We start from the raw sequence: 17,415 nt of genomic DNA, 5'->3' as shown, positions 1-17,415 counted from the left end.
AGGGTGGGCTCTTTCACAACGCAAACACTCAGCCTTTCGGCGTCTGGGCTGCAGCCTGCTGCTGTGCCTGACCGGTCTGCTCGTACCAGCCGCCACCGAGGGCCTTGTACAGGTTGACCTCGCTGACCAGCTGCGACAGGCGATCACTGATCAATGACTGCTGGGTGTTGAACAGCTGACGCTGGGCGTCGAGGAAGGTCAGGTTGCTATCGATACCAATGCGGTAACGACGCTCGGCCAGGCGGTAGTAGTCCTGGTTGGCGGCAACCAGGTCGCGCTGGGCCTGCAACTGCTGATTGAAGGTCTGGCGCGCGGCGAGGCCATCGGAGACTTCCTGGAAGGCGGTCTGGATGGTTTTCTCGTATTTCGCGACGTTGATGTCCTTCTGGATCTTCGAGTAGTCGAGGCTGGCACGCAGGGAACCGGCGTTGAAGATCGGCAGGTTGATCTGCGGCTGGAACAGCCAGGTGCCCGAACCACCCTTGAACAGGCCACCCATGTCCGGGCTCAGGGTACCGGCGTTGGCAGTCAGGCTGATGCTCGGGAAGAACGCTGCGCGGGCGGCGCCGATGTTGGCATTGGCGGCCTTGAGCAGGTGTTCGGCTTCCTGGATGTCCGGGCGGCGTTGCAGCAGGTCGGACGGCAGGCCCGCCGGGACTTCGGCCAGCAGGTCGCTGTCGAGCTTCTGCGCCGCCGGCAGGTTGGCCGGCACGCCGGTGCCGAGCAGCACGGTCAGGCTGTTGAGGTCCTGGGCAACCTGGCGCTGGAACTGCGCCAGCTTGACCCGCGCGCCTTCAACTGAAGTACGTGCCTGGCTCAGGTCCAGGGCCGAAGCCACACCTACTTCATTACTGCGCAAGGTCAGCTGGTAGCTTTCCTCGTAGGTCTTGAGGGTGTCTTCGGTCAGCTTGAGCAGCGCCTGGTCGGCCTGCCAGGTGAAGTAGGCGTTGGCCACACTGGCCACCAGGCTGATCTGCGTCGAGCGCCGCGCTTCTTCGCTGGACAGGTAGATTTCCAGTTGCTGCTCGGTCAGGCTGCGCACCCGGCCGAACAGGTCGAGCTCGTACGCGCTGACCCCGAGGGTCGCCGAGTACTGGCTGCTGATACTGGATTCACCGGTTTGCGACATGTTCGCCGGCATCCGCTGACGGCTGCCGCTGCCATTGGCCGAGACCGCCGGGAACAGGTCGGCCCGCTGGATGCGGTACTGCGCGCGGTAGGCATCGATGTTCAGCGCCGCGACCTTGAGGTCGCGGTTGTTGACCAGCGCGCTCTGGATCAACTGCTGCAGCGCCGGGTCATGGAAGAACTGACGCCAGCCCTGTTCGGCGGCAGCCACCTCGGCCGACTCGGTCGGCGAGTAGGCAGGGCCTTGCGGCCACTGCGCGGCCACCGGCGATTCCGGGGTCTGGTAGTCAGGGATCAGCGAGCAGCCGCCAAGAATGAAAGCGGTTACTGCCAGGGACAACAGGGACTTACTCATTGCCCGGCCTCATAGCGTGGAGTTTCAGGGGTGGCGTCTTCTTCGGGCTTCTTGCTACCGAATAGCGACGACACGCTTACGAAGAACAATGGCACCCAGAAAATTGCCAGTACGGTGGCGGTCAGCATCCCGCCGATTACCCCGGTACCGATGGCGTGCTGGCTACCCGAGCCTGCGCCGCTGGAGATGGCCAACGGTACTACGCCGAGAATGAACGCCAGCGAGGTCATGATGATCGGCCGCAGACGCATCCGGCAGGCTTCGATGGCCGCATCCATCAGGCTGCGGCCCTGCTCGTGCAGTTCCTTGGCGAACTCGACGATCAGAATCGCGTTCTTCGCCGCGAGGCCGATGGTGGTCAACAGGCCCACCTGGAAGTACACGTCGTTGGACAACCCGCGCAGGCTGGTAGCCAGCAGCGCACCGATAATCCCCAGCGGTACCACGAGCATGACCGCGATCGGGATCGACCAGCTTTCATACAGCGCCGCCAGACACAGGAACACCATCAGCAGCGACAGGGCGTACAGCGCTGGCGCCTGGGAGCCGGACAGCCGCTCCTCGTACGACAGGCCCGTCCAGGAGTAACCGATACCCGCCGGCAGTTGCGCGGCCAGGCGCTCGACCTCGAGCATGGCTTCACCGGTACTGTAGCCAGGGGCTGGCGCACCGAGGATTTCCATGGCTTCTACACCGTTGTAACGCGACAGCTTCGGTGCCCCGTAGATCCACTCGCCCTTGGCGAAGGAGGAGAACGGCACCATTTCGCCGGCGGCGTTGCGCACGTACCACTTCTGCAGGTCTTCCGGGCTCATCCGTGCACCGGCTTCACCCTGGATGTAGACCTTCTTGACCCGACCGCGGTCGATGAAGTCGTTGACGTAGCTGGCACCCAGGGCAATCGACAGGGTGTTGTTGATGTCGGCAATGGTCACGCCCAGGGCACTGGCGCGCTCGTCGTCGACGGTCAGCTGGTACTGCGGTTCATCGTTCAGGCCGTTCGGGCGCACTGCCGAAAGGATCTTGCTCTGCGCGGCCATGCCGAGGAACTGGTTACGCGCTTCCATCAGCTTGTCGTGGCCGACACCGGCACGGTCTTGCAGGAACACGTCGAAACCGGTGGCGTTACCCAGCTCCAGTACCGCAGGCGGGGCAAAGGCGAACACCATCGCATCGCGGAAGCTGAAGAAGTGCTGCTGGGCACGGTTCGCCAGGTTGAACACGTTGTTCTCGGCAGAACGCTCGCCCCACGGCTTGAGCATGATGAACGCCATGCCCGAGCTCTGGCCACGACCGGCGAAGTTGAAGCCGTTGACGGTGAACACCGAGGCAACGGTATCGGCTTCCTTGTCGAGCAGGTAGCTGCGCATCTCGTCGATCACCACCTGGGTGCGCTCGGCGCTGGAACCGGCCGGGGTCTGCACCTGGGCGAAAAGAACACCCTGGTCTTCTTCAGGCAGGAACGCCGTTGGGATCCGGGTGAACAGCCAGATCATGCCGACCACGATCAGCAGGTAGGCCAGCAGGTAAGGGGCCTTGTGCCGCAACATGTTGCCGACACCGCGCTCGTAGCTGCGCACGCTGCGGTCGAAGTTGCGGTTGAACCAGCCGAAGAAGCCGCGCTTGGCAACGTGGTGCTCGCCCTTGGCAATCGGCTTGAGCATGGTTGCGCACAGCGCCGGGGTGAAGATAAGGGCAACCAGTACCGACAGGGCCATGGCCGAGACGATGGTGATCGAGAACTGTTTGTAGATCACCCCGGTGGAGCCGCCGAAGAACGCCATTGGCAGCAATACTGCCGACAGTACCAGGGCAATACCGACCAGGGCACCCTGGATCTGGCCCATGGACTTCTTGGTCGCTTCCTTGGGTGACAACCCCTCTTCGGCCATCACCCGCTCGACGTTCTCCACCACGACGATGGCGTCGTCCACCAGCAAGCCGATAGCCAGCACCATGCCGAACATGGTCAGGGTGTTGATGCTGAAGTCCGCCGCGGCAAGGATGCCGAAAGTACCCAGCAACACCACCGGTACGGTCATGGTGGTGATGATGGTGGCGCGGAAGTTCTGCAGGAACAGGTACATCACCAGGAACACCAGCACGATCGCTTCGATCAGGGTGTGGATTACCCCGCTGATCGATTCGGTCACGACCGGCGTGGTGTCATACGGGAACACCGCCTTCATGCCTTCCGGGAAGAACGGTTCCAGGTCGGTGATGGTTTGACGCAGGGCCTTGGCGGTATCCAGGGCGTTGGCGCCGGTGGCCAGTTTTACTGCCAGGCCGGAAGCCGGCTTGCCGTTGAACTGGGCGCTGATCGCGTAGTTCTCGCCACCCAGGCCGACCTTGGCGACATCGCCCAGGCGCACCTGGGAGCCATCACGGTTGACCTTGAGCAGGATCTTCTCGAACTGCTCGGCAGTCTGCAGGCGGGTCTTGCCGATGATGGTGGCGTTGAGCTGGGTGCCTGGCAGGGCAGGCAGGCCGCCGAGCTGGCCGGAGGACACCTGGACGTTCTGCGCGGCCACGGCGGTACGCACATCGACCGGGGTCAGCTGATACTTGTTCAGCTTGGCCGGGTCGAGCCAGATACGCATGGCGTACTGGGCACCGAACACCTGGAAGTCACCGACACCGGCCGTGCGCGAGATCGGGTCCTGCATGTTGGAGACGATGTAGTTGGCCAGGTCGTCCTTGGACATGCTGCCGTCTTCGGACACCAGGCCGATCACCAGCAGGAAGTTCTTCACCGCCTTGGTCACGCGGATACCCTGCTGCTGCACTTCTTGCGGCAGCAGCGGGGTGGCCAGGTTCAGCTTGTTCTGCACCTGGACCTGCGCGGTATCGGGGTTGGTACCCTGCTCGAAGGTCGCGGTAATGGTCATGCTGCCGTCGGAGTTACTTTCCGACGATACATAACGCAGGTTGTCGATACCGTTGAGCTGCTGCTCGATCACCTGGACCACGGTGTCCTGCACGGTCTGCGCCGAGGCGCCCGGGTAGGTCACGGCGATGGCGATGGCCGGCGGCGCGATGCTCGGGTACTGGTTGATTGGCAACTTGAGGATCGACAAGGCGCCGACCAGCATGATCACCAAGGCGATCACCCAGGCAAAGATCGGGCGATCGATAAAGAATCTCGACATGGTTTATTCCCCTTTGGCCCCTGCAGTCATTGCATTGGCCTGGGTTGGCTGGGCAGGCTTGACGTTGGTGGCTTCGCTGACCTTGACCTCGACGCCCGGCTTGACGAACTGCAGGCCTTCGGTGATCAGGCGGTCGCCCGGGTTCAGGCCTTCCTCGATCAGCCAGTCGCTACCCACGGTACGGCTGGCCTTGAGCTGGCGCAGTTCGACCTTGTTGTCCGGGTTGACGATCAACGCGGTCGGCTGGCCCTTGAGGTCGCGGGTCACGCCTTGCTGCGGTGCGAGGATGGCTGCGCTGTTGACCCCGGCGGCCAGGCGCGCGTGGACGAACATGCCCGGCAGCAGGTTGTGCTCAGGGTTGGGGAACACGGCACGCAGGGTGACGGAGCCGGTGGTCTGGTCAACCGAGACTTCGGAGAACTCCAGGCGACCTTCCTTGCCATAGGTGCTGCCGTCTTCCAGGGTCAGGGTGACCTTGGCGGCGTTGTCGCCGACCTTCTGCAGTTGGCCGCTTTCCAGTTCACGGCGCAGCTTGAGCAGCTCGGCCGAGGACTGGGTAACGTCGACGTAGATCGGGTCGAGCTGCTGGATCACTGCCATCGCTTCGGCCTGGCCATTGTTGACCAGCGCACCTTCGGTAACCGAAGAGCGTCCGACGCGACCGCTCAGCGGGGCCAGGACCTTGGTGTAACGCAGGTCGATCTGGGCGCTGCGCAGCGAGGCTTGAGCCTGCAAACGTTTGGCGTTGGCGTCGTCGTATTCCTGGCGGCTGACAGCCTGTTCGCTGACCAGTTGCTTGTAACGGTTGGCCAGCGAGCTGGTCGATTGCAGGTTGGCCTGGGCACTGGTCAGGGTCGCCTCGTACACCGACGGGTCGATCTGGTACAGCTGCTGGCCTTCCTTGACTTCGCTGCCTTCCTTGAACAGGCGCTTGAGAATGATGCCGTTGACCTGGGGTCGAACCTCGGCAATGCGGTACGCGGTGGTACGGCCTGGGAGATCGGACGTCAGGGTATAGGCCTGGGTTTGCAGGGTTACGACGCCGACCTGAGGAGCTTGCGCCGCAGGCGCCGCCTCTTCCTTTTTACAGCCGCTGAGCAGTGTTGCCAGGGCGACGGCGGAAACCAGAGCGGTAACAGCTGGCTTGAATTGCATGAAGATCCTCGGGTCGCAAGAGCTGAAGACGCTCAAGAATAATGGAAAGGGTGCGCTATAAAAAATGCTGTCGAGTGGATAAATAGCTTGCTAAGGAATATACTTACATTCATGGTTGTTTGTAAATACCTCGCAGGCGAAGCGTTCAGCCGATGCGAGCCCCCAAATTAATACAGCCGGTAACAGCCTGCAGAGGCTGACCCGGTCCGACTCCCAGGCACCCAGCGTGCGTGCCCGGGCCTGATGAGGTTGTACTGCCATGGTCCGTCGAACCAAAGAAGAAGCCCAGGAAACCCGCGCCCAGATTCTCGAGGCCGCGGAAAAGGCCTTCTACAAGCGCGGGGTAGCGCGTACCACCCTGGCCGATATCGCCAAAGAGGCGGGAGTGACCCGCGGCGCAATCTACTGGCACTTCAACGACAAGGCCGAACTGGTGGAGGCCATGCTCGACAGCCTGCACGAGCCGCTGGACGCCCTGGCCCGGGCCAGTGAAAGCGAGGATGAAGTCGACCCGCTCGGCTGTATGCGCAAGCTGCTGGTGCGGTTGATGCACCAGATGGTGCTTGATCCGAAAACCCGGCGAATCAATGAAATTCTGCATCACAAATGCGAGTTCACCGATGATATGTGTGAGATCCGCCAGCAACGGCAGTCCTCGACGATCGAATGTCATGCCCATATCGCGTTGTCGCTGGGCAATGCAGTCAAGCGCGGGCAACTGCCCGCCGACGTGGACCCGGAACGCGCGGCATTGGCCATCTACGCCTATATAGACGGGCTGATTCGCCGCTGGCTACTGCTGCCCGACAGCTTTGACCTGCTGAACCAGGCCGAGCAGTGGATCGATACCGGGCTGGATATGCTGCGCTTGAGCCCCGCCTTGCGCAAATGACACTTTGTGAAGCTTTGTGATCATTTGTTTCTACGCCGGTTATAAAGGTCCTACTGGCGGCCGCGCAATTGCCTGTCAGGCAAGGCCAGCGCCGCCGTCAGCCCCAGCAGCGAAACCGTAGCACTGCCGAGCAGCAGGTTGCGAAAGGTCAACAGCAACTCGGCCTGCATCGCCGCGGTCGGCTCGCCAGCCTGCAGGCTGCCAAGCAGGGCATCGCCGGCCAGGTTCAGGCCGCCCTGGGCAAGCATCGCCAGCAGCAGGGTCGACATGCAGGCCACGCCCATGGCCCCGCCCAGGGAGCGGAACAGGTTGGTGGTGCTGGTGGCCACGCCGATATCCCGGGGCTCGACCGCACTCTGGGTCGCCACCAGCGAGGTGGGGAATTGCAGGCCCGAGGCGATCCCGGTCAACAGCATGAACACCCCACTGAACCAGGCCGCCTGCGGCGGGCTGAAGGCCATGCCGACGATGGCAAACGGCATCAGCAGGGCGCCGCCGAGAATCTGCGGCTTGTAGCGCCCGGTGAAAGTGGTAAGGCGGCCGCCGCAATAGGCGCCGATCGGCAGGCCGATGGCCAGCGGCAGCAAGTGCAGGGCCGCGCTGTCGGCGCCGGCACCGGTGATGCTCTGATAGCGCAGCGGCATCAGCATGGTCAGCGAAATGGCCTGGAAGCTGGTGAAGAAGATCGTGCACCAGCACAGGGTGGCGATACGATTGGCGAACAGCTTCAACGGCAGCAGTGGTTCGGCGGCGCGTTGCTCATGAAGCACGAACAGCAGCAGCCCGATCAGTGCACAACCGAGCAGGCTGGCAACTTGCGCAGAATCCCAGGGCTGGCCCTGGCCGATCAGGGTGATGCCCAGCAGCAGGCTGCCCAGGCCGAGAATCAGCAGGGCGGCGCCGAGGTAATCGACCTGCGCTTTGTGCGTTGGTACCTGCAGGCTGCGCAGGGCACGGCGCGTCACCCACCAGGCGGTCAGGCCCAGGGGCAGGTTGAGCCAGAACACCCAGCGCCATGACAGGTACTCGGTGAGCACCCCGCCCAGCACCGGCCCGGCGACGCTGGCCAGGGCGTACATGCTGCTGAAGTAACCCTGGTAGCGACCACGTTCGCGCGGCAGCACAAAGTCGCCAATGATCGCCTGGCTGACCGAGACCATGCCGCCGGCGCCGACACCCTGCAGCACCCGCGCCAGCACCAGTTGCTCCATGTTCTGTGCCAGCGCGCAGAAAATCGAGGCCAGGGTAAAGAGCGCGGTGCCGGTAAGGATCATCCGCCGCCGGCCATACAGGTCACCGAGTTTGCCGTAGATCGGCACGGCCACGGTCATGGCCACCATGTAGCCGGAAATCACCCAGGCCAGCAGGCCGACATCGTTGAATTGCGCCGAAATCGCCGGCATCGACACGGCGACGATGGTCTGGTCCAGCGCACCAAGAAAGATCGCCAGCATCAGTGCGACGAGCACGCTGCGCAGCACCGGTTGCGGAGTGTTCAGTTGAGTCACGGGCCAGCTCTGAGGCAGGTGAAGCCCGCAGCCGGTAGCGGCGGGCGCAAGTGCTGACCAGTCTACTCGATAGCTTGCTAAGCGTCCTCCTCGATCGGCTCGTAAGGCAGGCCGACGTAGTTTTCCGCCAATACTGTACGACCGGCTTCGGAACTGACGTAGTACTCAAGCTCGGTTTGCTGGATACGCTGGCTGAAGGCATCGCTGTCAGGAAAGCGGTGCAGGATCGAAGTCATCCACCAGGAAAAGCGCTCGGCCTTCCAGATCCGCCGCAGGCAGATCTGCGAGTAGCGCTCGAGCAGGTCGGTACGCCCTTCGCCGTAGACCTTGCGCAGGATGTTGTACAAGGTGCTGACATCGCTGGCCGCCAGGTTCAGGCCCTTGGCACCGGTGGGCGGGACGATGTGCGCGGCGTCGCCGAGCAGGAACAGCTTGCCGTACTGCATGGGTTCGACCACGAAGCTGCGTAGCGGCGCGATGCTTTTTTCGATCGAAGGACCGGTCACCAGGCGTTCGGCCAGATCCGCCGGCAGGCGCGATTTGAGCTCGGCCCAGAAACGCTCATCGGACCAGTCCTCGACCTTCTCTTCAGCGCCCACCTGCACGTAGTAACGGGTGCGGGTCGGCGAGCGCAGGCTGCACAGGGCAAAGCCGCGTTCGTGGCGGGCATACACCAGCTCGTCGCTGACCGGCGGGGTGTCGGCCAGCACGCCGAGCCAACCGAAAGGGTAGACCCGTTCGAAAACCTTCAGTGCTTCGGCGGGAATCGATTGCCGGGCGATGCCGTGGTAACCGTCGCAGCCGGCTATATAGTCGCAGTCCAGGCGCTGCACTTCGCCGTCCTTTTCGAACGTCAGGTAAGGACGCTCGGACTTCAGGTCATGGGGCCGGACGTTATCGGCTTGATAGACAGTGACGGCGCCGCAGGCTTCGCGCGCGGCCATCAGATCGCGGGTAACTTCGGTCTGGCCGTAGATCATGACGCCTTTGCCGCCGGTCAGGCCCTTGAGGTCGATATGTTCGCGGCGCCCGTCGAAGGCCAGTTCAAAACCGCTGTGGGGCAGGCCCTCGGCGTCCATGCGCGCGCCGACCCCGGCTTCGCGCAGCAACTCGACCATTCCCTGTTCCAGTACCCCGGCGCGAATGCGCCCGAGTACGTAGTCGGCGCTCTGGCGCTCGACGATGACGTTGGCGATCCCGGCCTTGTGCAGCAACTGGCCGAGCAGCAGGCCGGAAGGGCCTGCACCGATAATTGCGACTTGAGTCTTCATTGTTGTTATCCCAGGCAAGCTTCAGCGCAGGGCCGAAAGCAGCTTATGATTGTTGTGCTTGCATTTTTCGCTTGGAAACCCGAGCGAAGAAGGGATAAAACAGGCGTATAGCAGTACTTTTCACCAATCAGTGCGATTATCGGGCATCGGCCCGGGAGCCAATCAACAGATGAGCAAAGCCTCGATCCCGGTGTTCAAGCTCTACGGCGAGCCGTTGCAGTGGCCTACCCCGGACCTGCTGCACTGCGAGTCGATCCCGGCGCGCAGCCGCTTGCATGACTGGGAAATCGAACCCCATCGGCATGCCGACCTGTGCCAGTTGCTGTTCCTTTATGAAGGGCAGGCCGAGATCGAGGTGGAAGGTCAGGTGCGGCGCCTGGATCAGGCGGCGATTCAGGTGGTGCCGGCGTTGTGTGTGCATGGTTTTCGCTTTTCCAGCGACGTCGATGGCTACGTGGTAACCCTGGCAGCACCCCTGGTGAGTCTGCTGCACACGCAGCTGGCAGGCGCGCCGGCGGCCCTGGCCCAGGTCGGTACTTATCTGGCGGGCGACGATCGTACTTACTTGTACAGCCTGTTCAGCGCCTTGCAGCAGGAGTACCAGCAGGGCCAGCCCGGGCGCGACTTGCAGTTGCGCTCATTGATCAACCTGCTAGTGGTGTGGATCAGCCGACAATGCTTGCAGCACCATGGCCAAGGTCTTGCGGTGGCGCGCGGGCGTGAGTATCTGGAACGCTTCAACAAGCTGGTGGAGCAGCAGTTTCGCCAGCAGCCGAGCGTCGAGGCGCTGGCCTATGAGGTGGGGATTTCGGTAGCGCACCTGAACAGCATCTGCCGTGAGCTGGCCGGGCAGTCGGCCTTGCAGATCATCCATCAACGCTTGTTGCTCGAAGCCAAGCGCGAGCTGGTCTACACCAGCCTGAGCATCAAACAACTGGCCGACAGCCTGGGCTTCGCAGATCCTGCGTATTTTTCGCGGTTCTTCCGTCGCCTGACCGGCAAGGCCCCCAGCGACTTTCGTTACCAGGCCCCGCAGTCACCTACTTGAGTGCGCTCAGCGTCGCAGTGTGCGGCACGCAATGGGCCAGGCTGCAACTGGCGGCAGAGTAGGGTTGGTTGCGGATCTGCTCGACCCGGTAAGCTGCGGCGGCATACAGCCCGACCACAGCGGCCATGGCACAGATAACGGCGAATTTTCTGGATTTGACGCCCATGATGCTGACCTCCTGCAAATCACGTACAGGTGCTATTCAAAGCATAGGTCAGCCTGGCCGGGTATGCCCGGTTTAGAGCAGGTCCTGGTCCCAGATCGGCTCGGCGGTAAAGCGCTCGGCGAGAAAGTCGAGCATGCTGCGCAGGGTGGCCGGCATGTGCTTGCGCGAGGTGTACACGGCGTTGAGGTTCAGCTCCCGCGGCTTGGCCTGGGGTAGCAGGCGAATCAGCTCGCCGCTGCGCAAGGCGCCGGCTGCCTGATAGGTCGGCAGCATCGCCACGCCGGCGCCGGCCAGTGCCGCCCGTTGCAGGGTCATGGCTTCGTTGGCGCTGATGTTGCCCTGCACCGGTACCGACACCACCTCGCCAGCCACGTCGAAATGCCAGAGGCTGCGGCCGAAGTAGGAATGGGTCAGGCAGTTGTGCTGGCTGAGCTCCTGCACGTGCTGCGGCGCCGGGTGCTGGTGCAGGTAGGCGGGGGAGGCGCAGATCACCGAACGGCACACGGTCAGGCGCCGGGCGATCAGGTTCGGGTCCAGGTCGTTACTGGTGCGGATCGCCAGGTCGATGCGTTCATCCACCAGGTTCACCGTGCGGTCGAGCATCTGCAGGTCGATTTTCACCCCGGGGTAGCGTTTGACGTAATCGGCCACGGCGTCCATCAATTGCGCCTGGCCGAACGAGGTACTGACGCTGATACGCAGTTCGCCGCGCGGGGCATCGTTCGGGGTGCTGACGGCCGCCTGCAGGTCACCGGCAAGCTCGAGCATCTGCCGGCAGCGCGGCAGGGTTTCCTGGCCGGCGGCGGTCAGGCTCAGGCGGCGCGTGGTGCGTTGCATCAGGCGCGCCCCCACCCAGTCCTCAAGTTCGGCGAGATACCGGGAAACCACCGGTCGGGAGAGTTCCAGGTGGTCGGCGGCGGCCGATTGGCTGCCCAGGTCGACCACGCTGACGAAAACCCGCATTGCTGTCAGACGATCCATGATTTGCACGCTTTCAGAAACAAACTAATCCTAAGCATCGCATTTTTTGTGACGGATCGTGCAACTAAGCTGTTGTTCATCGCCCACTTCACAGGAATCGCCTTGATGCCTCGTTCGTTTTCCCTGCGCCGTCTGTTGCTGGCTTTCGCCACCCTTGGGGTCATGGCCCAGGCTGCGGCCGCCGAGCCGCTGAACCTGGATGTCTACAACCCGGGCACCAACGCCTTGTTCCCGGTCAGCTCGGTGATCGTCAGCGGCAAGCATGACGCCATCCTGGTCGATGCCCAGTTCGGCAAGGCCCAGGCCGAGCAGGTGCTGGCCAAGCTGCAAGCGAGCGGCAAGCAACTGACCACCATCTATATCAGCCACGGTGACCCGGACTACTACTTCGGCCTGCAGACCCTGACCGATGCCTACCCCAAGGCCAAGGTCGTGGCCTCGGCGGCGACCGTCGCCCATATCAAGCAGACCATGGACGGCAAGCTGGCCTACTGGGGGCCGCAGATGGGCGCCGACAAACCGGCGAAGCTGATTGTGCCGCAGGTGTTGCAAGGCAATGAGCTGAAGCTTGAAGGCCAGCGCCTGCAAGTGGTCGGCCTCGACGGCCCGCAGCCGGACCGCAGTTTCGTGTGGATTCCGTCGATCAAGGCGGTGGTCGGTGGTGTGGTGGTCGCCGAGAACCTGCACGTGTGGATGGCCGACACGCAGTCGGCGCAATCGCACAAGGACTGGCTGTCGACCCTCAAGCGCATCGAGCAGCTCAAGCCCGACACCGTGATCCCTGGCCACTACCTGGGCCAGGGCAGCCGCTCGCTCAAGGCGGTGCAGTTCACCGCAGACTATATCCGTGCCTTCGACGAAGAAACCGCCAAGGCTGGCAACTCCGCCGAACTGATCGCGGCCATGAAAAAACGTTACCCGGACCTGGGTGAAGAGAGCTCGCTGGAGCTCAGCGCCAAGGTCGCCAAGGGCGAGATGAAGTGGTAAGCGTCGTTCAACTCTGACTGGAGATTTCCCATGAGCAAGATCGCAATCATCGGTGCTACCGGCCGTGCTGGCAGCCAGTTGCTGGAAGAGGCCCTGCGTCGGGGTCATAGCGTTACCGCCATTGCCCGTGACACTTCGAAACTGCAGGGGCGCGCCGGGATCAACGCCGTGGCGCTGGACGTCAGCGATGCCGCCGCCCTGGAACAGGCAGTGGCAGGGCACGACGTAGTGCTCAGCGCCGCGCACTTTTCCAGTATCAAACCGCAGGCCATCATCGAGCCGGTGAAGCGCGCCGGGGTCAAGCGCCTGCTGGTGGTGGGCGGGGCGGGCAGCCTGCTGCTGCCGTCGGGGCACAAGGTCATCGACAGCCCGGATTTCCCCGAGGCCTACAAGGCTGAAGCAACCGCCGGTGCTCACTACCTCGACACCCTGCGTCAGGAAAAGGACCTGGACTGGACCTTCCTGTCCCCTTCGGCCGAATTCGTCGAAGGTGCCCGCAGCGGCGCTTACAAGCTGGGCAAGGATCACCTGCTGATCGGTGACAAGGGCAAGAGCTGGATCAGCTTTGCCGACTACGCTATCGCCATGCTCGATGAAGTGGAAACGCCGGCGCACTCGCGGCAGCGCTTCACTGTCGGTTATTGAGGGGCTTGGGCCTGCTCGCACAACCAGGCGAGCAGTTCCTGCAACGCGGCTGAAGCCGACCCTTGCGGCCGCACCAGGTAATAGGCCTGGCCGGTGCTGACCTTGAGCGGGAACGGCGTTACCAGCCGCCCGCACTTGAGGTCATCGCCGATCAGCGACCAGTCGCCGATGGCCACACCGGTACCCTGGGAGGCCATCGACATGGCCATGTCCAGGGTTTCGAAATGCTGGCCCTTGCCTTGCCGGGGCAGGCTCGCCCCGGCGGCATCGAGCCAGGCATTCCAGTCGCGCTGGTCGCGGGTCGGGTGCAGGAGCATGTGCTGATCAAGGTCGGCGATCTGCTGCAAGGGCAGGGCGCCGCTCAGCAGTTGCGGCGCGCACACCGGCGTCAGTTGTTCATCGAACAGTTTCTGGGTCTGCAGGCCATGGTTGGGCCGGGCGCCATAGACCACCGCCGCATCGAACACTTCCCGACGAAAATCCACCCCGTGCTGCACCGTAGTGGTCAGCTCCACCGGCACGTCCGGGCGCAACGCTTGCCATTCCATCAGGCGCGGCAGCAGCCAGCGCATCACGCAGGTCGGGGCCTTGAGCTGCAAGGTGGTGCTGCGCGCGCCTACTTGCTGCACCCCTTCCTCGATCAGGGCGAACACCTGCTGCACCCGCGGCAGCCAGTCCTGGCCTTCGCGAGTCAGGCTCAGGCCACGGGCCTGGCGCAGGAACAGCGGATAACCCAGGTGCTCTTCAAGGCCGGCAATCTGACGGCTCACCGCGCCCTGAGTGATGTGCAGCAGTTGTGCGGCGCGGGTGAAGTTGCAGCACTGGGCAGTGACCAGAAAGGTGTGCAGGGCAGGCAGTGGAGGCAGGCGTTTCATCGGCTTGAGCCATGATCTTAGGACATGGCTAGTATGAGCTTTTTTGCATTGTGCAGGTAGCCGTCGGGCGGTCCAATACAGCCTGTTTCCCGAACAATGACAGGCAGACGATCATGGCGACTTGCGGCGAAGTACTGGTCAAACTCCTTGAAGGCTATGGCGTAGACCATGTCTTTGGAATTCCCGGCGTGCATACCGTGGAACTCTATCGCGGGCTGGCAAGCTCGCGCATCCGGCACATCACCCCGCGCCACGAGCAAGGCGCCGGCTTCATGGCTGACGGCTACGCGCGTACCCGCGGCAAGCCGGGCGTGTGCTTCATCATCACCGGCCCGGGCATGACCAATATCACCACCGCCATGGGCCAGGCCTACGCTGACTCGATTCCGATGCTGGTGATTTCCAGCGTGCAGTCGCGTGACCAGTTGGGCGGCGGGCGCGGCAAGCTGCATGAGCTGCCGGCGCAGGGCAATCTGGTGGCAGGCGTGGCGGCGTTTTCCCACACGCTGATGAGCGCCGATGACCTGCCGTCGGTACTGGCCCGCGCCTTTGCCGTGTTCGATGGCGCACGGCCGCGCCCGGTGCATATCGAGATTCCACTGGATGTGCTGGTCGAAGACGCCGATCACCTGCTGGCCTGTGCCCCGGTGCGTATCGCCCGCGCTGGCGCCGCGCCTGCGCCGGTTGCACAAATGGCCGCCATGCTCGCGGCAGCCCGGCGGCCGCTGATCCTCGCCGGCGGTGGTGCCATCGATGCCGGCGCGGCGCTGACCCGCCTGGCAGAATACCTGCAGGCGCCGGTGGCCCTGACCATCAACGCCAAGGGCGTTCTGCCGGCCAGCCACCCGCTGCAGATCGGTTCGACCCAGTCGCTGGTGGCCACCCGTGCCCTGGTCGCCGAAGCCGATGTGGTGCTGGCGATCGGTACCGAGCTTGCCGAGACCGACTACGACGTGACCTTCAAGGGTGGTTTCGAGATCCCCGGTGAGCTGCTGCGCATCGATATCGACCCCGACCAGACCGTGCGCAACTACCCGCCGAAGGTCGCCCTGGTCGCGGATTCGACCCTCGCTACCCAGGCCTTGCTGGTCGCCCTGGCCGAGCAACCGGCACCGGTGCGCGGCGCCGAGTGGGGCGCGGCCCGTGCCGCCCGCTTGCGTGCAGTGCTGGAGGCTGACCGCGACCTGCCGATGCGCAGCCAGACGCGTATGCTCAATACCATTCTCGAAACCCTGTCGGGCGCAGTGCTGGTCGGTGACTCGACCCAGCCGGTGTACACCGGCAACCTGACCCTGGACATGGACCAACCGCGGCGCTGGTTCAACGCCTCGACTGGCTACGGCACCCTGGGTTACGCGCTGCCGGCAGCCATGGGCGCCTGGCTGGGCAGCGCCGAAGCGGTGGCCGATCGCGCGCCGGTGGTGTGCCTGATCGGCGACGGCGGCTTGCAGTTCACCCTGCCGGAACTGGCCAGTGCCCGCGAGGCGCAGGTGCCGCTGATCGTGCTGCTGTGGAACAACCAGGGCTATGAAGAGATCAAGCGCTACATGGTCAACCGCGCCATCGAGCCGGTCGGCGTCGATATCTACACCCCTGATTTTATTGGCGTGGCCAAGGCCCTGGGCTGCAGCGCCGAGTCTGTGGGCGACGTCGCTCAGCTGCGCGAAGCATTGCGTCAGGCCTGCGATCGCAAAGGCCCGAGCCTGATCGAAATCGACCAGGCCACCTGGATGCAGGCGGTGCCAGCATGATCAAGCTGCCTGGTATCTATATCGCAGGCGTCTGGCAGCATGGCCCCCAGGCGCTGACGGTGATCAACCCGAGCAACGAGCAGGTACTGGCCGAAGTTGCCGGTGGCGACGCTGCGGCGGTCGAGCGGGCAACGCTGGCGGCCCGAGCGGCATTTGTCGAATGGTCTACATCCAGCGGGCCGACCCGCGCGGCCATCTTGCGGGCTATTGCCGAGGGTGTCGAGGCGCGCCGCGAGCGCTTGGTACAGCTGCAAGCCAGCAACAACGGCAAGCCGCTGGTTGAAGCCCACATCGATGTCGATGATGTCATCGCGACCTTTCGCTATTACGCGGAGTTGGCGGACAACCTCGGGCGTGACCGCTCGGTGGCCCTGCCCAGCGAAGATTTTGTCGCCCGGGTACGGCGTGAACCGTGCGGTGTGGTCGGTTTGATCGTGCCGTGGAACTTCCCCATGGTCACCACCGCCTGGAAGCTGGCGCCGGCACTGGCGGCAGGCTGCTGCGTGGTGCTCAAGCCTTCGGAAGTCACCCCGCTGGCCGAGCTGGAACTGGCGGCGATCATCGCCGAAGCGGGGCTGCCGGATGGGGTGTTCAACCTGGTCTGCGGTACCGGGCTGGCGGTGGGCGCGCCCTTGGCGGCCGATCCGCGTATTGCCAAGATTTCCTTCACCGGCAGCAATGCGGTGGGTGTGCAGGTAATGCAGCGGGCGGCGGAGACGGTCAAGGGTGTGAGCCTGGAACTGGGCGGCAAATCGCCGTTGCTGGTGCTGGAGGACGCCGACCTGGAACTTGCGGTGGAGCTGGCTTGCCTGGGTGGTTTCTTCAATGCCGGGCAGATGTGTTCGGCCACCAGTCGGGTGCTGGTGGCCGAAGCCCTGTACCCTGCGTTTATCGAGGCAGTGAAGGCCCGTGCCGAAGCGATCCGCGTGGGCGAGCCGTTCAGCGGCGAAAGCGAAATGGGGCCGTTGGTCAATCAGACCCAGTACCAGCGGGTACAGGCGCATATTGCGGCGGGTGTGCAATCCGGTGCCCGGTTGCTCTGTGGCGGTTCACGGCCGGCGCAGCTGCCTTGCGGCTACTTCGTCAGCCCCACGGTGTTCACCGATGTACCGCTGGACAGCGCCTTGTGGTGTGAGGAGATCTTCGGTCCGGTGCTGTGCGTGCGTTCGTTTGCCACTGAAGCCGAGGCGCTGGCGCTGGCCAATGACACCGAGTTCGGCCTGGTGGCCAGTGTGCTCAGCCGTGATTTGCCGGCTGCCGAGCGGGTAGCCAACGCCTTGCAGGCGGGGCTGGTGTGGATCAATGCGCCGCAGGTGATCTTTGCGCAGACGGCCTGGGGTGGGTACAAGCAGAGCAGCCTGGGTCGGGAGCTGGGGCCTTGGGGCTTGAGTGCCTTTCAGGAGATCAAGCACGTCGTCAGGGCGGTGTAAAAGCGGACCGCTGCGCGCTCCATCGCCGGCAACGCCGGCTTGTGTCTTGAGGTAGGAATAGAATCAGAAGTGAG

Annotated in this window: 14 protein-coding genes; 6 read left to right on the top strand and 8 right to left on the bottom strand. The window is 63.7% G+C overall.

The features are described 5' to 3' along the window. Window positions 1-28: 28 nt before the first annotated feature. Genes ABM562_RS20895 through ABM562_RS20885 form a run of 3 tightly spaced genes read right to left on the bottom strand, consistent with a single transcriptional unit; the run spans window position 29 to window position 5,787 of the window. Entirely contained in the window at window positions 29-1,483 is a 1,455-nt protein-coding gene (locus ABM562_RS20895; protein WP_115085510.1) for an AdeC/AdeK/OprM family multidrug efflux complex outer membrane factor, read from the bottom strand. After that, the gene (gene ttgB / locus ABM562_RS20890; RefSeq protein ID WP_115085511.1) at window positions 1,480-4,632 is read right to left on the bottom strand and encodes a multidrug efflux RND transporter permease subunit TtgB; all 3,153 of its coding nucleotides are present in this window, start codon (window positions 4,630-4,632) and stop codon (window positions 1,480-1,482) included. Before ttgB ends, ABM562_RS20895 begins: the two co-directional genes overlap by 4 nt. A 3-nt stretch (window positions 4,633-4,635) precedes the next feature. Beyond that, window positions 4,636-5,787, bottom strand: coding sequence for an efflux RND transporter periplasmic adaptor subunit (locus ABM562_RS20885; RefSeq protein ID WP_460423188.1), 1,152 nt, complete (start codon window positions 5,785-5,787; stop codon window positions 4,636-4,638). 259 nt (window positions 5,788-6,046) lie between these two features. On the opposite strand from ABM562_RS20885, the gene ABM562_RS20880 reads away from it, so the two are divergent. Next, window positions 6,047-6,679, top strand: a complete 633-nt coding sequence (locus ABM562_RS20880) for a TetR family transcriptional regulator (protein WP_115085513.1) — start codon at window positions 6,047-6,049, stop codon at window positions 6,677-6,679. Window positions 6,680-6,729: 50 nt separating this feature from the next. On the opposite strand, the gene ABM562_RS20875 is transcribed toward ABM562_RS20880, so the two are convergent. Together ABM562_RS20875 and pobA are read right to left on the bottom strand one after the other, a co-directional pair. Then, window positions 6,730-8,187: an MDR family MFS transporter gene (locus ABM562_RS20875; protein WP_460423186.1), complete on the bottom strand. Its 1,458-nt coding sequence runs from the start codon at window positions 8,185-8,187 to the stop codon at window positions 6,730-6,732. Window positions 8,188-8,264: 77 nt separating this feature from the next. Further along, window positions 8,265-9,458 carry a 4-hydroxybenzoate 3-monooxygenase gene (pobA, locus tag ABM562_RS20870; RefSeq protein WP_460423184.1) on the bottom strand — a complete coding sequence of 398 codons (1,194 nt, stop codon included), beginning with the start codon at window positions 9,456-9,458 and terminating at the stop codon, window positions 8,265-8,267. A gap of 169 nt (window positions 9,459-9,627) precedes the next feature. Here pobA and ABM562_RS20865 point away from each other — a divergent pair, with 169 nt between their 5' ends. Beyond that, window positions 9,628-10,506: a helix-turn-helix domain-containing protein gene (locus tag ABM562_RS20865; RefSeq protein WP_346617950.1), complete on the top strand. Its 879-nt coding sequence runs from the start codon at window positions 9,628-9,630 to the stop codon at window positions 10,504-10,506. Here the strand turns inward: ABM562_RS20865 and ABM562_RS20860 are convergent. Then, entirely contained in the window at window positions 10,499-10,672 is a 174-nt protein-coding gene (locus tag ABM562_RS20860) for a hypothetical protein (RefSeq protein WP_460423182.1), read from the bottom strand. The two genes, ABM562_RS20865 and ABM562_RS20860, sit on opposite strands and share 8 nt — an antisense overlap. A 72-nt stretch (window positions 10,673-10,744) precedes the next feature. Next, entirely contained in the window at window positions 10,745-11,653 is a 909-nt protein-coding gene (locus tag ABM562_RS20855) for a LysR family transcriptional regulator (RefSeq protein WP_134061491.1), read from the bottom strand. Window positions 11,654-11,758: 105 nt separating this feature from the next. Here ABM562_RS20855 and ABM562_RS20850 point away from each other — a divergent pair, with 105 nt between their 5' ends. Beyond that, window positions 11,759-12,640 (top strand): MBL fold metallo-hydrolase, encoded by an 882-nt coding sequence (locus ABM562_RS20850; protein WP_115085517.1) that lies wholly within the window; start codon window positions 11,759-11,761, stop codon window positions 12,638-12,640. Between the two features lie 30 nt (window positions 12,641-12,670). Next, a complete protein-coding gene (locus ABM562_RS20845) occupies window positions 12,671-13,285 on the top strand; it encodes an NAD(P)-dependent oxidoreductase (RefSeq protein ID WP_460423179.1) in 615 nt (204 codons plus the stop codon). Here the strand turns inward: ABM562_RS20845 and ABM562_RS20840 are convergent. After that, window positions 13,279-14,160, bottom strand: a complete 882-nt coding sequence (locus ABM562_RS20840) for a LysR substrate-binding domain-containing protein (protein WP_115085519.1) — start codon at window positions 14,158-14,160, stop codon at window positions 13,279-13,281. The two genes, ABM562_RS20845 and ABM562_RS20840, sit on opposite strands and share 7 nt — an antisense overlap. A gap of 113 nt (window positions 14,161-14,273) precedes the next feature. Here ABM562_RS20840 and ABM562_RS20835 point away from each other — a divergent pair, with 113 nt between their 5' ends. After that, window positions 14,274-15,911: a 5-guanidino-2-oxopentanoate decarboxylase gene (locus tag ABM562_RS20835; protein WP_460423177.1), complete on the top strand. Its 1,638-nt coding sequence runs from the start codon at window positions 14,274-14,276 to the stop codon at window positions 15,909-15,911. Continuing rightward, entirely contained in the window at window positions 15,908-17,341 is a 1,434-nt protein-coding gene (locus ABM562_RS20830) for an aldehyde dehydrogenase family protein (protein ID WP_460423175.1), read from the top strand. The genes ABM562_RS20835 and ABM562_RS20830 overlap by 4 nt, the downstream gene beginning before the upstream one ends. Window positions 17,342-17,415: the final 74 nt, after the last annotated feature.

This window comes from Pseudomonas sp. ZL2, from assembly GCF_054788455.1.
Note: the sequence above shows the minus strand (reverse complement) of the source record. Positions and strands in the feature narration are given on the sequence as shown.

What these genes read in the sequence shown, in the direction of transcription:
- pobA (WP_460423184.1), bottom strand. Translation starts at nt 9,458, where the DNA reads ATGAAGACTCAAGTCGCAATTATCGGTGCAGGCCCTTCCGGCCTGCTG.
- ABM562_RS20880 (WP_115085513.1), top strand. Translation starts at nt 6,047, where the DNA reads ATGGTCCGTCGAACCAAAGAAGAAGCCCAGGAAACCCGCGCCCAGATT.
- ttgB (WP_115085511.1), bottom strand. Translation starts at nt 4,632, where the DNA reads ATGTCGAGATTCTTTATCGATCGCCCGATCTTTGCCTGGGTGATCGCC.
- ABM562_RS20895 (WP_115085510.1), bottom strand. Translation starts at nt 1,483, where the DNA reads ATGAGTAAGTCCCTGTTGTCCCTGGCAGTAACCGCTTTCATTCTTGGC.
- ABM562_RS20850 (WP_115085517.1), top strand. Translation starts at nt 11,759, where the DNA reads ATGCCTCGTTCGTTTTCCCTGCGCCGTCTGTTGCTGGCTTTCGCCACC.
- ABM562_RS20845 (WP_460423179.1), top strand. Translation starts at nt 12,671, where the DNA reads ATGAGCAAGATCGCAATCATCGGTGCTACCGGCCGTGCTGGCAGCCAG.
- ABM562_RS20835 (WP_460423177.1), top strand. Translation starts at nt 14,274, where the DNA reads ATGGCGACTTGCGGCGAAGTACTGGTCAAACTCCTTGAAGGCTATGGC.
- ABM562_RS20840 (WP_115085519.1), bottom strand. Translation starts at nt 14,160, where the DNA reads ATGAAACGCCTGCCTCCACTGCCTGCCCTGCACACCTTTCTGGTCACT.
- ABM562_RS20865 (WP_346617950.1), top strand. Translation starts at nt 9,628, where the DNA reads ATGAGCAAAGCCTCGATCCCGGTGTTCAAGCTCTACGGCGAGCCGTTG.
- ABM562_RS20885 (WP_460423188.1), bottom strand. Translation starts at nt 5,787, where the DNA reads ATGCAATTCAAGCCAGCTGTTACCGCTCTGGTTTCCGCCGTCGCCCTG.
- ABM562_RS20855 (WP_134061491.1), bottom strand. Translation starts at nt 11,653, where the DNA reads ATGGATCGTCTGACAGCAATGCGGGTTTTCGTCAGCGTGGTCGACCTG.
- ABM562_RS20860 (WP_460423182.1), bottom strand. Translation starts at nt 10,672, where the DNA reads ATGGGCGTCAAATCCAGAAAATTCGCCGTTATCTGTGCCATGGCCGCT.
- ABM562_RS20830 (WP_460423175.1), top strand. Translation starts at nt 15,908, where the DNA reads ATGATCAAGCTGCCTGGTATCTATATCGCAGGCGTCTGGCAGCATGGC.